Origin of the sequence: Catenuloplanes nepalensis, assembly GCF_030811575.1 — a bacterium.
GTDB lineage: Bacteria > Actinomycetota > Actinomycetes > Mycobacteriales > Micromonosporaceae > Catenuloplanes > Catenuloplanes nepalensis.
In genome coordinates this window covers 2,737,272-2,750,544 of sequence record NZ_JAUSRA010000001.1, presented here as the reverse complement: position 1 = coordinate 2,750,544, position 13,273 = coordinate 2,737,272, and the positions used below count along the sequence as shown (strand labels likewise).

At 73.7% G+C, this 13,273-nt stretch carries 12 protein-coding genes; 5 read left to right on the top strand and 7 right to left on the bottom strand.

Going from position 1 to position 13,273, the window contains the following annotated elements:
• Positions 1-348: 348 nt before the first annotated feature.
• Complete coding sequence (locus J2S43_RS11510) at positions 349-1,851, bottom strand: gluconokinase (protein ID WP_306828892.1); 1,503 nt, start codon at positions 1,849-1,851, stop codon at positions 349-351.
• A 265-nt stretch (positions 1,852-2,116) separates the two neighbouring features.
• Here J2S43_RS11510 and J2S43_RS11505 point away from each other — a divergent pair, with 265 nt between their 5' ends.
• On the top strand, positions 2,117-2,266 hold the full coding sequence (locus tag J2S43_RS11505) for a hypothetical protein (protein ID WP_306828891.1): 150 nt from the start codon (positions 2,117-2,119) through the stop codon (positions 2,264-2,266).
• 216 nt (positions 2,267-2,482) lie between these two features.
• On the opposite strand, the gene J2S43_RS11500 is transcribed toward J2S43_RS11505, so the two are convergent.
• On the bottom strand, positions 2,483-3,433 hold the full coding sequence (locus tag J2S43_RS11500) for an NADP-dependent oxidoreductase (protein WP_306828890.1): 951 nt from the start codon (positions 3,431-3,433) through the stop codon (positions 2,483-2,485).
• A 50-nt stretch (positions 3,434-3,483) separates the two neighbouring features.
• On the opposite strand from J2S43_RS11500, the gene J2S43_RS11495 reads away from it, so the two are divergent.
• From J2S43_RS11495 to J2S43_RS11485, 3 genes are all read left to right on the top strand, one after another.
• A complete protein-coding gene (locus J2S43_RS11495) occupies positions 3,484-4,128 on the top strand; it encodes a TetR/AcrR family transcriptional regulator (RefSeq protein ID WP_306828889.1) in 645 nt (214 codons plus the stop codon).
• A 110-nt stretch (positions 4,129-4,238) separates the two neighbouring features.
• Positions 4,239-4,742, top strand: a complete 504-nt coding sequence (locus tag J2S43_RS11490) for a hypothetical protein (protein WP_306828888.1) — start codon at positions 4,239-4,241, stop codon at positions 4,740-4,742.
• A gap of 100 nt (positions 4,743-4,842) precedes the next feature.
• Entirely contained in the window at positions 4,843-4,983 is a 141-nt protein-coding gene (locus J2S43_RS11485; protein WP_306828886.1) for a hypothetical protein, read from the top strand.
• Between the two features lie 9 nt (positions 4,984-4,992).
• Here J2S43_RS11485 and J2S43_RS11480 read toward each other — a convergent pair whose 3' ends face one another.
• The 5 genes from J2S43_RS11480 to J2S43_RS11460 form a co-directional block, all read right to left on the bottom strand.
• Positions 4,993-5,778 (bottom strand): alpha/beta fold hydrolase, encoded by a 786-nt coding sequence (locus J2S43_RS11480; RefSeq protein ID WP_306828885.1) that lies wholly within the window; start codon positions 5,776-5,778, stop codon positions 4,993-4,995.
• A 259-nt stretch (positions 5,779-6,037) separates the two neighbouring features.
• A complete protein-coding gene (locus J2S43_RS11475) occupies positions 6,038-8,122 on the bottom strand; it encodes an acyltransferase family protein (protein ID WP_306828884.1) in 2,085 nt (694 codons plus the stop codon).
• Positions 8,119-10,593 (bottom strand): acyltransferase family protein, encoded by a 2,475-nt coding sequence (locus J2S43_RS11470; protein ID WP_306828882.1) that lies wholly within the window; start codon positions 10,591-10,593, stop codon positions 8,119-8,121. Before J2S43_RS11470 ends, J2S43_RS11475 begins: the two co-directional genes overlap by 4 nt.
• Entirely contained in the window at positions 10,583-10,816 is a 234-nt protein-coding gene (locus J2S43_RS11465; protein ID WP_306828881.1) for a hypothetical protein, read from the bottom strand. The genes J2S43_RS11470 and J2S43_RS11465 overlap by 11 nt, the downstream gene beginning before the upstream one ends.
• A gap of 275 nt (positions 10,817-11,091) precedes the next feature.
• Positions 11,092-12,918, bottom strand: coding sequence for an AfsR/SARP family transcriptional regulator (locus J2S43_RS11460; RefSeq protein ID WP_306828880.1), 1,827 nt, complete (start codon positions 12,916-12,918; stop codon positions 11,092-11,094).
• A 165-nt stretch (positions 12,919-13,083) separates the two neighbouring features.
• On the opposite strand from J2S43_RS11460, the gene J2S43_RS11455 reads away from it, so the two are divergent.
• Positions 13,084-13,272, top strand: coding sequence for an MbtH family protein (locus tag J2S43_RS11455; RefSeq protein WP_306828879.1), 189 nt, complete (start codon positions 13,084-13,086; stop codon positions 13,270-13,272).
• Position 13,273: the final 1 nt, after the last annotated feature.

Genomic DNA, 13,273 nt, shown 5'->3' with positions numbered 1-13,273 from the left:
CCAACGGCCAACGGCCAACGACCGACCAGCAACCAGCAACCGACGACCGGAGCCGCCGTGGTGATGCGCGCGCTCGTCCTCACCGGACCCGGCCAAGCCCGCGTGCGGAATGTGCCGGAACCGACGGCCGGCGCCGGGAAGTCGTCGTCGAGGTCCTCGTCGGACAACGCCCGGCTGGGCCCGGCATCGGCCCGAAGATTCTTCATCGGCCCCCGCGCGCACGGCTCATTGGAGCGGTTCGGCGATTCTCGTGGCCACCCGGCCGACCGCCACCGGCCCGGCGTCGCCGTCCTCGCTCCCCGCCATGCGCCCAGCATGCGTCCGCGCCGCAGGCGCGCCCGTCAATGATCAGGGGCGAGAATCGGTGCGGCGGTCGTGGACGAGCGCGTCGTACGCCTCGGCGAACCGTGCGCGCCGTCCCGTGTAGTGGGCGACGTGGGCGGGTCTCGGCTCGTACGTCGCTCCGGTCGGCCGGGGAGCGCGCGGGACGTCCGGCGCGAGCACGTCGAGGGCGAGTAGCGCGGTGCCGTGCTGGGTGGCCCGGCGCCGGGTCACGTGCGTGACGGGCCGGCCGAGCACGTCCGCGAGCACCCGCAGCCATGCGGGCAGGTCGTTGCTGACCCGGCCGGCCGCCGCGATCTCCACCACCCGCGGCGCGGCCGGGTGCAGGTCGTCCGCGACGCGCGCGTAGGTCATCGCCACACCCTCGATGATCCCGCGGAACAGCGCGTCCGCGTCCGTGGCCGCGGACACCCCGCCGAGCATCGCGCGCACCCCGCCGGCCCAGCCGGGAGCGCGTTCGCCGGTGAGGTACGGCAGCACCAGCGGCGTCGCGTCGGTCGGCGGCGCGGCGAGCACGTCCGCGAGCGATGGGCCGAGCCGCAGCGTGTTCTCCGCCCAGCTGACCGCGCGGCCGACGTCGTTGATCGCCCCGCCGAGCAGCGTGCGTCCCGCGTCGACCCGGTAGTTCCACAGTCCGGACGGCAGCGGATCGGCGGGACCGTCGAGCAGCACCCGGAGCGCGCCGCTGGTGGCGGTCGCCGCGGTCAGCACGGTCGCGTCGGTCGCCCCGGAGCCGATGTTGCTGGCGAAGCCGTCCGTGATGACCGGGAACCACGCGGCCCGGGCGAGAGCCGGCCAGCGGGCCGGGGCCGCCACCGACGTCGGCCGGGTCATGTCGCGCGGCGCGCTGAACTGCCCGGCTTCGACGCCCGCGGCGGCCAGCAGCTCGGCATCGAGCTCGCCGGTGTGCCGGTCGAGCAGCCCGGTCCAGGCCACCGTGGACGTGCCGGCGAGCGGCTGCCCGATCAGCCGGGCCAGGACGTACTCGCCCAGCGACCACCAGGACGCGACCGCGGCGGCGATCCCCGGCTGTGCGCCGGCGAGCCAACGCAGGCGCGGCGCGTGGTAGCTGGTGTGCAGTCGGGTGCCGGTGCGCTGCTGCACCGCGCGTTCGTCGAGTTCGTCGCGCAGCGCCGCGACCGCGCCGGTGCTGCGCGAGTCGGCGTAGGTCAGGCACGGCGTGAGCGCGCGTCCTGCCCCGTCGACGCCGATCAGCGAGGCGGCGAAGGTGTCCATCGCGACGCCGGCGATCCGGGTCGCCAGCCCCCGGTCGCCGGTCACCGCGTCGAGGACAAGTTCGACCTCCGCGACGACCTGGTCGGGATCGATGACCGAGGTGCCGTCCGCGGCGACGGTGAACGCGTGCGGCACCTTGTGCTGCAGGCCGCGGACCCGCCGCCCGGACGCGTCGTGCACGCCGCCCCGGGTCGCGGTCGAGCCGATGTCCAGCGCCAGGACCAGTGGATCCAGCGCCGCATCGAGGTCGACGTCGTCGTCGGTCCGCGTCATCACGATCCTCGTTCCCAGGCGGTACGGTCCTCCAGCGACCCTAACCAACCCCGGCCCCACCCGCCCGTGGCACGCTCGACCAGCCCGCCACCGGCGCCACGCCCGGCCGGTCCACGCCGGGAACCCAGTGCGGCGCTGCACGTGTACGTGCCGCGGCCTCGCCCCGTGCAGCCGCGGCGCACGGACGGAGTTCCGGGCCCACGCCCGCTCGATCGACGAGAAACCGGGCAACACCCGGGAAGAGCATGACGCGCGGGTACGCGATGTGGTCACCCCGGCCACGGAAGGACCGCGCGGCACGGACTCCGCGGACGCGACGGACCGGTTGCGGCGCGAGCTGCCGAACGTCCGCGCCGCGATCACCCATGGCCTCCGGCACGCGCCGGCCGCGTACTGCGTACCGCCGCGGCATTGATGTGGTTGCTGGATCCGCGGCGGCCTTCCCGCCGAGAGTGGCCGGGCGCCGACCGCGCCGCACCGGTCGAGGACGTGGACCGCGCTCGGCGGCCCGCGCTACATCGCCGGGGACGCGGAGTCGGCACGGCAGCCGCTGTCCGCGGACCAGCCGGCGCGCCCACCGTCGCCGGCCGACGCGATCACCGCGTTCGAGACCGCCTGACCGGGGGGTCCGCTACCGGATCAGCACGATCCGGCCGCGGGCGTGGCGGGTCTCGCTCAGCTCGTGCGCGGCCGCGGCCTCGGTCAGCGGGAACGTGGCGGCCACCGGGATCGACAGCCGGCCGGCCGCGGCCAGCTCCACCGCGATGCCGAGCCCGTGCACGGCGAGCGGGTCTGCGCCGGCGCCGAGGGCCTGGCCCGTCTCGTCCGCGGGAGCGCCGTGCGACATGTGCACGCCGTGGGCCGCGGCCGTGAAGTCGGCGATCGTCACCACGCGCGCCGGGTCACCGGCGATCGCGATCAGGTCGGGCAGCGCCCCGCCGGCGCAGTCGACCACCGCGTCGACCCCGGCCGGCGCGATCCGGCGGACCCGGTCCGGCAGGCCGGGGCCGTAGGTGGCCGGCAGCACGCCGTACCCGCGCAGGAAGTCGTGGTTGTGCTCACTCGCCGTGCCGATGACGACGGCACCGCGGGCCGCGGCGAACTGGACGACAATGCTGCCGGTCGCGCCCGCCGCGCCGTTGACCAGGACGGTCTGCCCCGATGCGACCGCGAGCCGGTCGAGCACGCGCGCGGCCGTCTCGGCACCGCCGGCCGCCCCGCCCGCCTCGGCCCAGCTCCACGCGGCGGGCTTCGGCGCCCAGGCGCTCAGCACCGCGAGGTCGGCGTTGGTGCCGCGCACGGTCATCGGGGCCATGCCGAACACCTCGTCGCCGGCCGCGACGCCGGTGACGCCGGCCCCGACCTCGTCGACCACGCCGGCGGCGTCGAAACCGGTCCGGTGCGGGAACGTGTGCGGCACCGCGTCCCGCAGCGTCCCGGAGCGCAGCAGCACCTCCCCGGCCGACAGACCGGACGCCCGCACCGCGATGCGCACCTGGCCCGGCCCGGCGTGCGGCTCGTCCACCTCGGCCACGTGCATCACGCCGGCCGGCCCGAACTCGGTGAATACGACAGCTCTCATGGCGCCCGACCGTAACGGAACACCCCGTCCGGTTAGCTAAAGTGAGAGCGGTGACCGTTGAAGTGAGACACCGGCGGCGTTCCGACGCCCGCGACAACCGGGAGCGCATCCTGGCCGTCGCCCGCCTGGCCTTCGCCACCGACGGCCTCGACGTGCCGATCCGGGAGATCGCCCGCCGCGCGCAGCTCGGCCCGGCCACCGTCTACCGCCACTTCCCCACCAAGGAAGCGCTGCTCGCCGCGGCCTTCGCCGAGCAGATGGCCGCCTGCTCCGCGATCCTCGAGGAGGGCCTGGCACACCCGGACCCCTGGCTCGGCTTCCGCCTGATCGTCGAGAAGCTCATGGAGACGCACGCGCTCGACCGGGGTTTCGCCCGCGCGTTCGTCACGCAGCTCCCCGCGGAGGCCGGCTTCGCCGCCGATCGGGCCCGCACGCTGCGGATGGCCGCCGAGATCGTCGACCGGGCCCGCACCGCAGGCCGCCTCCGCCCCGACTTCGTCCTGGACGACCTGATCCTGGCGCTGATGGCCAACGAGGGCATCCGCGCGGACGACCCCACCACACGCGTGGCCGCGGCCCGCCGATTCGCCGCCCTGATGCTCCAGTCCTTCCAGGCCACACCGTCCCGCACCCCGCTACCGCCACCGGTCCGCCTACCGCTCCCCACCCACGAAATTCCACATTCACGTTCATGACTTTCCCGCTTCCGGCGTGGTGCTGCCCGCATGCTCCCGCGGGCAACGGCGGACGGGTGGCGTAGCGGGGTGACAGGCGGGGCCCCGGCGGACTGGCCTACCGTTCGTGCGTGACGAACCAGACCGACGACTCCTTCGGCGGGCCGGCCGGCACCCGCGGCCGGGGCGCGCTGTTCCACGCCGTTCTCGCGGCGGCCGCCGTGCTGATCACCGCGGCGGCGGCCGTGGCCGTGGTGTTCGTGACCCGGGACGGCGGCGCGCGCGACGATGCACGGCCCGCGCCGCCGGCGTCCGCCACGCCGGACGCCTCCTCCGCACCGGCGCCGGCCGGCGCCTGGCCGGTGCTCACCGCGCTGCCCGCGGACACTGAGCCGACCGGACCGATCAGCGGCACGCGGACCCGGATCTCGTTCGAGAACCACACCACCGACGTGTACGCGATCAGCTGGCTGGACCCGGACGGCGTGCTGACCGAGTACGCCACGCTCGACCCGGGCGCGACCTACGTGCAGAACACCTACGCCGGTCACTACTGGGCGGCCGGCATCTCCGGGAAGGAGATCACCGCGGTGTTCCTGGCCGCGGAGGAGCCGGGCCGGGCCGTCCTCGAGTAGCCGGTCAAGGCACGACCGCCAGCGCACCGGCGCTGTGCCGGAGGCCGCGCGCCGCCGGACCGCGCGCACCAGCTTATCCACGGAGGCGGCGTTGTACGGCATGGAGAAACCGGTGCCGGCACCGTGCGGGGTGAACGAGCGGCCGCCGGCGCCCCGGCCAGGGCGCCGGCCGTTCGACGCGCTCGACCCGGTGGCGGTGTCCGAGGTGACGCGCGACCTCATGCTGGTGGCCGGGTCCTGAACCGGCTCGTCAGCCGTTTCGGCGGATCCGCTCCAGCCAGTCGGTGATCAGGGCGCAGCACAGCGCGTGCTGCTCGAAGAGGAGGTTGTGGCCGGCCGCGTCGAGCGTGGCGAAGGACGCGCGGGGGTAGTGGCCGGTGCGGCTCCAGGCGTCGGCGTAGCCGACGACGTGGTCCTGCCGGGCGGTGATGTGCAGGGCCGGCTGGAGGAACGGCTCGGGGTGCGCGTCCTCCGGCTCACGGTCGAGGGAGTAACTCGACGAGATGCGCGCCAGCGCGCGCTGGTCGGCGCCGTCCAGGCCGGGCCGGATGTACTCCAGGAACGCCCGTGCGTCCTGCGCCGACTCCACCACGGCATCCTCGCGGTACTGATCGAGCGCCGCGCCGAGGATCGGCTCGATCTCCGGCTCCCGCCGCAGGACCGTGCGCGGCGGCACGGTCCGCTGCGCGTGCGTCGCGACGAAGACGCCGGCCACCGTGGCGAGGCCGAGCACCCGCGGGCGCAGCTCGTGGGCGACGTAGCGGGCGATCATCCCGCCGAACGAGCCGCCGAGCACGGCGAACGGCTCGTCGCCGACGCGTCGCCGGATCTCCGCGACCACCGCGTCCGCGACGGCCTGGGTGCTGCCGGCGTCGTCCGCCGGTGACCCGGTCGCGCCCGGCAGGTCGAGGTAGATCCGCCGCCACCCACCGGCGCGCTCGAACGCCGGCTCCAGCGGGAGCAGGCTCCGATGGTCCAGGCCGAATCCGTGGAGCAGCACCACCGGCGTACCCGACCCTGTTTGATGTGCGAACACGCAGCAAGATTACGGCGCCTCCGGAGGAACGCGGATTCGTCCGTCCGGCGCGGCGGGCAGAACCGCACCGTGCTCCGAGGGCCGGACGAGCACGCGGGCCACCACGGTCAGTCCGGCTGGCAGAACCTGCGGCGGGCCGGGCGTTCCGGCGTACCCCCGCGGAGGTCCTTGATCTTGTGTTTCGCCCGTGGGCGGTCGGCCGGCCGGAGGCAGGCGATGATCACTGCCACCGGGGAACGGTTCCTTCGGCGCATCGTTTCTACTCCTCTGGGAGTCTCTGGGCCAGCAGCGGCGCGAGCGTGGTCGCGAACGTCGCGCTGATGTGGCTGTCGTCCTTGTAGACCAGGACGTCTCCGATGATCACCGGGCAGACGTCGTCGTCGCACATCCAGGGCGCCGGATCGACCACGGTGGCGCCGTGCGCGCCGGCCGCGTCCGCCACGAGCTTGCGGCGCCGCCGGTCGTCGAAGGCCTCCTCGCGGGACCGGTGACACGCGGTGACGTCGGTGAGGTGGTTGGAGACGCACTCGGGCACGTTCCCGCGCGGCCAGGCCGTGTCGCTGATCAGCACGAGATCGGCGGACCCGGGCAGCGCCTCGAACGTGGCGACCCACGCGTCCGCCCAGGCCTCGTCCTGCCGCGGACCGGCGTCGAGCATCTCGCTGTGCCCGTTCGAGGACGTGATGACCATGGCGGGGTCGAGCGTGGCGATGTAGGCCAACGCGTCGCGACGCCACTGGTCACACTCGGTGTAGGCGCGTTTGAGGCTCGGCAGGTAGACGGTGGCGGTCGCGGCCGAGCAGGCCGACTTGGTGACGACCGCGAGCCGCCAGTGCCGTTCCCGCGCGATCCGGTCGACCGCGGGGAACCAGTGCCCCGCGTGCGAGTCGCCGAGCAGCACCACGGTCTCGGTGCCGGCCGGATCGCCGTACATGCAGGGTTTCCTGACCGTGGCGTCCGCGAACTCCGGGTCGCAGCCGTCCGCGTAGATCTCGCCGATGTCCGCGGCCGCGTCCTCGATCGCCGGCTTGAGGTTGGCCGGCACGCTCTCGGTCGCGCCGCTGCGGGTGATCAGGTCGGCGAGTTGCTGCCCGGCGACGAGCGAGGCGGTGTCGTCGGCGCTGCCGGAGCCGGTGGTGGAGGGCAGCACGGCCGGGGTGACCAGCGCGAGCGCGGCGACGGCCGCGGACAGCCCGGCGCCGAGCGCGAGGCCGCGGCGGGCCTTCTCGCGGAGCGCGCGCATGGTGCGGATCGGGTCCTCGACGCGGCGCGCGGTGACGATCGCGAGCAGCAGGGACAGGCCGGCCAGCCCGAGCGTCTTCGGCAGCGTGAGCGGCCCGAGCGCGTACGGCCCGATGATCAGGACCGGCCAGTGCCACAGGTACCAGCCGTAGGAGAGCTTGCCGATGGCCTGCATCGGCGCGGCGCCGAGCAGCCGGGAGCGCGGGTCGGCGCAGCCGGTGGCGATGACCAGCGCGGTGGCGAGCACGGGGAGCGCGGCGGCGTACCCGGGGAAGGCGGTGTGTTCGGTGTAGAGCAGTGCGGCGGCGGTGATCCCGGCCAGGCCGGCCCAGCGGCCGAGCACCGCGGCCCGGCGCGGCAGCGTCCTTGCCAGCGCCGGGGCCGCGACCGCGACGAGCGCGCCGATCGCGAGTTCCCAGGCCCGGGTGTGCGCGCCGAAGTAGGCCCACGGCGCGGCGATGCGGGTCTGCCAGAGCGACAGCGCGAACGAGACCGCGATGACGGCCGCGAGCACGCCCACGATGGCGGCCCGGTCGACCTGCCTGCCGCGGCGGCGGCGGAACCGGGCCGCGAGCAGCAGCAGCGGCGGCCACACCAGGTAGAACTGCTCCTCGACCGCGAGGCTCCAGAAGTGTTGCAGCGGCGACGGCTCGGCGGTGGAGGCGAGGTAGTCGGTGCCGGCCAGCGCGAGGCGGTAGTTGAGGCCGTAGACCGTGGTGGTCAGCGCGTCCGTGGCGATCTCGGTGACCCGCAGCGGCGGCAGCCACAGCCAGGCTGCGGCGAGCGTGGCCGCGACCACGAACGCGGAGGCGGGCAGCAGCCGCAGTGCGCGCCGGGCGTAGAACGAGGCGATCGAGACGCGCCCGGTCCGGCCGATCTCACGTAGCAGCTGCGACGTGATCAGGAAGCCGGAGATGACGAAGAAGACGTCCACGCCGACGTATCCGCCGCTGAGCGCCGTGACGCCGCCGTGGAAGAGCACGACGACCGTGACCGCGACCGCGCGCAGCCCCTCGATGTCGGGGCGGAACCCGGCGTGCGGGCCGGCGGCCGGCGGGTCGGCGGCCGGCGAGCGGTGCGGCGCGGTGACGACGGCCGTCATGCCGGGCTCCTCTCGGCGCGGGAGGCGGCACCGGCGGCGGCGCGGGCGGCGCCACCGGCAGTGGCACCGGCAGTGGCACCGGCAGTGGCACCGGCAGTGGCACCGGCGGCGGCGAGACCGGCGGCGGCCAGCGGCGGCGGGCTGATGATCATCGTCTGGTCCGGGTCCGGCACCGGGTGCAGCGCGGCCATCACCTCGGCCTGGTGGCGGCCGGCGGGATTGGCTCTGCGGCGCGGCCCGGTGAGGTCCTCGACCCAGCCGATCAGCCAGCAGGCGAGCAGCAGCAGCGCCGCCACCAGCGTGAACTTGACGGCGAGCAACAGCGGATAGTTCGCCCAGTCGGCCAGCCGGCCGCGGGCGATCACCGCGACCGCGGTCAGGATGGCCAGCTGGTGCCAGAGGTAGAGCGTCACCGCGCGGGAGTTGACCGCACTGATCAGCGTGGCCAGCGGCCGGACCCGGTCCAGCCAGCGCATGGCGGGCTCGAAGCGCATCAGGACGACGATGAACGCGGCCGACCAGAGCAGCTGCGCGACCGGGTCCGACTGGATGAGGTCGCCGGTCAGCGGGTGCACGCGCATCCAGCCGACCGCGGCGGCCAGGCAGGCGGCGCCGATGAGCAGCGTCCAGTTCCCGAGCCGTCGGAGCCGGCCGGTGGCGTGCCAGTAGCCGAGGATCCAGCAGGGGGCGTACGTGCCGAGCTGGAGCAGCACGTCGGAGAGCCAGGTGGAGAAGCCGACCTGCCCGGCCAGCGGGATGAGCAGCACCGGCGCGAGCGTGGTGAGCAGCGGCCGGCGGCGGAAACCGGCCCACAGGGCCGGGGAGATCAGGACCAGCCAGAGGTACGTACGGATGTACCAGAGGATGCCGGCGATCGGCACGGCCCAGTCGTTGCTCGGCGGGTCCGACAGCGGGATCCACGCGTAGACCGCCGGGCCGTTCAGCGGACGGGCGTCCTCCGCGCCCCAGCCCATGATCATCATGATCGGGACCAGGATGACGGCCAGCGCCCACACCGCCGGCATCAACCGCCGGAACCGCGACCAGATGACGATCTCCGGGCGGTCGCCGGCCTTCGCCATCGACGACGCCATCAGCGAGCCGGCCAGCGCGAACATGATGCCCATCGACGGCAGGACCATGCCCAGCCAGGACAGGCTGGTGGCGTGGAACGCGATCACGCGCAGGATCGCCAGCGTGCGCAGCGTGTCCAGGTACCGGCTGCGCCCGGGCCGGATCGCGGCGGAGGTGGCCGTCGCGTTCTTGTCGTTGCGGGTCTGCCACGATTTGTGGCGCAGGTTCAGCAGCGCCGCGATCATGGCCGGGCCGACCACGATCACCTGGAACATGTACAGCGCCGGGGTCAGCACCAGCCAGGTGTGCCATCGCTGGGACAGCGAGACGCCGTGCCGCTCCCGCACGTAGCAGAACGTCTGCGCGTAGAGGAACGCCATCCACAGCCCGACGCCGGCCCACGGCACGTCCCACTGCGCGAACGGGAACACCATCAGCGCGCTGAGCACGAACAGCGGCGCCAGGCTCATGAACGCGAAGTCGGTGCTGCGCATCCAGAACGACCAGCCGCGCAGGTAGCGGATGTCCAGCACGGTGCAGCGGTAGTAGTCGCGGGCCCACCGGATCCGCTGCCGGAACAGGTCCGGCGCGTTGTCCGGCACGTTCGTGTACACGTAGGCGTCCGGGACCGCGGCGGTCCGGCCGCGCCGCTGCGCGAAGTGGGTCAGGTGCCGGTCGTCGGCCACGCCCCGCTCCAGATATTCGGCGAGGTTGTCCATCACCACCTCGGACCGCCAGGCCGCCAGCGCGCCGGAGGCGGTGAAGATGTCCCCGGTCGCGGACAACCCGTTGCGTACCACCAGGCAGCTGTGCACGTAGTGCAGGTCGGTGACCTTGGTGATCAGGTTCTCCGCCCGGTTGAGCGCGTAGACCACGCCGGTGACGCCCATGATCCGCGGGTCGGACATCGGCCGCAGGCAGCGCTCGACCGCGTACCGGTCCACGACGGAGTCACTGTCGACGGTGACCACGAAGTCGAAGCGCTCCAACTCGGCCAGCAGCGCGGTCGCCTGCGCGTGGTGCTTGCCGCCGTTCTCCCGCTGGTGCCAGACCACGCGCGGGTGGGTGAACGGCGGCAGCGGCGTCGCAGAGCCGTCGTCCACGACGTGGATGACGTCCGGCACCACGGTGCCGTTGAGCAGGCTGCGGATCGCCGCGTGCAGCAGGTCGGCGTTCTCGTTGTACGCCGGGACGACCGCGATCACCCGGCCCTGCGGCATCGGCCGTCGCCTCGGCGGTCGCGCCACCCCGGCCAGCACGAACAGTGCGAAGTAGATCAGGATGACGAACGAGAACACCCGGTCCACCGAGCCGACCCCGATGAACTTCCAATACAGCACGGGTACGACCATGGCGACGACGGCGACCGGCAGGCCGGCCAGGCGATCAGGCCGCACGGCGCCGCCCCCGATACCCCCGGGTGACCCGGGCCGTCAGCGCGCGTCGCTCGCCCGTGGCACTCGCGCGGACCAGCAGCAGGCCGCCGAAGACCAGGGCTATCACGACCCCGGCGACGACCGCCGCTCGGCCGGGCAACATCAGAATCGCCAACGCCGCCACGGGCAGCATCGACTGGCCGGAGACATTCACCGGTGACCCCCAGGAGAGAATGTGGGACACCGCGCCTCCGACGGCGAATCATCGCGGTCAGTGAATCGCGCGCCGACAATTCCTCATTGACGCGGCCGCGCTGCGAAACAGCGGTGTCGAGTTCTGACTGTCCCGCACCGCCACCGCCTCATCCATCCCATTAACGGGGCGAACACCGCCGTCCTGGAGTACGCCGGGTTACGTAGATCGCCAGCCACGGATGCCACTCGAATGACCCTGAAAGCATGATGAGTAGCTTTCACTACGACGTTCCGGATCGGCCCGCGATCCGGCCGGGACCGCGGTCATCGGCGAGCGGAGATCGTTTTCGGGAGGTCGGCGGGCCGGCGGCCGGCGAGCGGCTCGTACGGGCCGGCCAGCAGGGCGCCGTAGGCGCGGAGCAGTCGGTGCATGACGTACCCATCCTGGCCGGTGGGCTGCAGCAGGTGGGCGTCGGCGAGACGGTTCAGCAGGTGCTGCGCCCGGGGCAGGTCGGCACCGGTCAGCGCGGCCGCCGCGGGTGCGTCCAGCACCGGGCCGGCATGGGTGCTGAGCAGGCGGAAGGCGTGGCTGATGTCCGGTGGCAGGCGGCGGATGGACCAGGAGAACACGGCCGGGACCGCGGTGTAGGGGTCGTCACCGACCGTGAGCCAGTCGAGCGGTTGCCGTGCACCGGTCAGTTCCCCGGCGAGGCCGGCCAGTCCAGCGGCGGGACGGGCGGCGACCAGTTCGGCGGTGATGCGCAGGGCCAGTGGCAGGCCGGCGCAGCACGCGGCCAGCATGGCGCAGGCGTCGGGTTCGGCGTCGGCGCGGGAGCCGATCAGCCGGCGCAGGAGGGCGTCGGCGTCCCCGGGCCGGAGCGGATCGAGGGTGAGCCGGCGGGCACCGTCGCGAGCGACGAGTCCGGCGAGCCGGTTGCGGCTGGTGACCAGGACCGCGCAGGTGCCGGCGCCGGGCAGCAGCGGACGCACCTGAGCCTCGTTCTCCGCGTTGTCCAGCAGGACGAGCATACGGCGCCGGGCGGTGAGGGTGCGGTACCTGGCGGCGCGGGCCTCGAGGTCGCCGGGGATGCCGGAGGCGGGTTCGCCGAGCGTGGCGAGCAGGCGTACGAGCGCGTCCGTCGCGGGCATGGGCGGACCCGGATCGTACCCTCGGAGATCGAGGTAGAGCTGGCCGTCCGGGAAGCGGGCGGCGGCGCGGTGCGCCCAGTGCACGGCGAGCGCGGTCTTGCCGACGCCGGCGGTGCCGGACAACGTCGCGATCGCGACCGCCGATCCGCCGCCGCCCAGCATGGTGTCCAACTCCTCGAGTTCGTCACCGCGGCCGGTCAGCCCGGGAATGCCCGGTGGTAGCTGCGCCGGCACCGCCGCCGGTGCGGGCGGTGCGCCGAACTCACCGCGCAGCACGTCACGGTGCAGCGCCCGTAGCTCCGGGCCGGGCTCGAGGCCGAGCTCGTCGACCAGGTGACGGCGGGTCCGCGTGTAGTGGGTGACCGCGTCGCCGATGCGGCCCACGGTGGCGAGCGCTCGGATCAGGGCGGCGTGCAGCGGCTCCACGGTCGGGTGGGCCGAGGCGAGTTCGGTGAGTCGGCCGACCACCGTGGCCGGGTCACCGGTGGCCAGCTCCGCGGCCGCCCAGGCGACCTCCGCGTCCAGGAAGTGCTGCCGCCAGGCGTGGCGCTGGCCGGACGCCCAGCGGCCGGGCAGGCCGGTCAGCGGTTCCCCACTCCACAGTTCGCGGGCCCGGCGCAGGGCGGTGAGCCGTTCGCCGGGGAGGTGCGGGCGAAGCAGGTGCCGGAAGCAGTGCACGTCGATCTGGTTCGGGTCGACGTCCAGCACGTACGCACCGGAGCGGTGCACGATCGGGGCGTGGTCGCGCAGTGCGCGCCGGAGCCGGGCGAGCTGCACGTGCAGTGCATGCCGAGCACCGTCCGGCGGCCGGTCCCACACGCGGTCGAGCAGCGTGTCCACCGCGACCGCGCGGCCCGCGTCGGTGGCGAGCGCGGCGAGCACGAGCCGCCGCTGCGGCGGGCCGAGCGGCAGCGGCTGGCCGTCGAGGTGCGCCTCGACCGAGCCGAGCAGCCGGATGTTCAGCCGCGCGGGACTGCATGAATTATCAGGCGGGTAAATCACTACCGTCCCCGTAAAGATCGCGATTCAGCCTGACCCGGTAACCATTGAGAATACGTTGAGGGATCGACCTAACGCGCCCGGTCATTCTTCAGATGCTGTCGACGATGTGCACGGCGCCGATCGCGCGTGTGCTTCGGTCTGGGATTCCCGCAGGAAGGTCTCGCCGTGTTCGAAGAGGACGGTCGTCTCCGTGTCGTGATCAATGACGAGGAGCAGTACTCGGTGTGGCCGTCCGACCGCGACCTACCGGACGGGTGGCGAGCCGAAGGCACTGAGGGCACGCGGGATCAGTGCCTCGCGCACATCGATCTGGTGTGGACGGACATGCGACCGCGCAGCCTGCGCACCGAGTGAC

Excerpts from the sequence above, each read along its gene's own strand:
- J2S43_RS11510 (WP_306828892.1), bottom strand. The coding sequence starts at position 1,851 with ATGACGCGGACCGACGACGACGTCGACCTCGATGCGGCGCTGGATCCA.
- J2S43_RS11500 (WP_306828890.1), bottom strand. The coding sequence starts at position 3,433 with ATGAGAGCTGTCGTATTCACCGAGTTCGGGCCGGCCGGCGTGATGCAC.
- J2S43_RS11485 (WP_306828886.1), top strand. The coding sequence starts at position 4,843 with ATGGAGAAACCGGTGCCGGCACCGTGCGGGGTGAACGAGCGGCCGCCG.
- J2S43_RS11475 (WP_306828884.1), bottom strand. The coding sequence starts at position 8,122 with ATGACGGCCGTCGTCACCGCGCCGCACCGCTCGCCGGCCGCCGACCCG.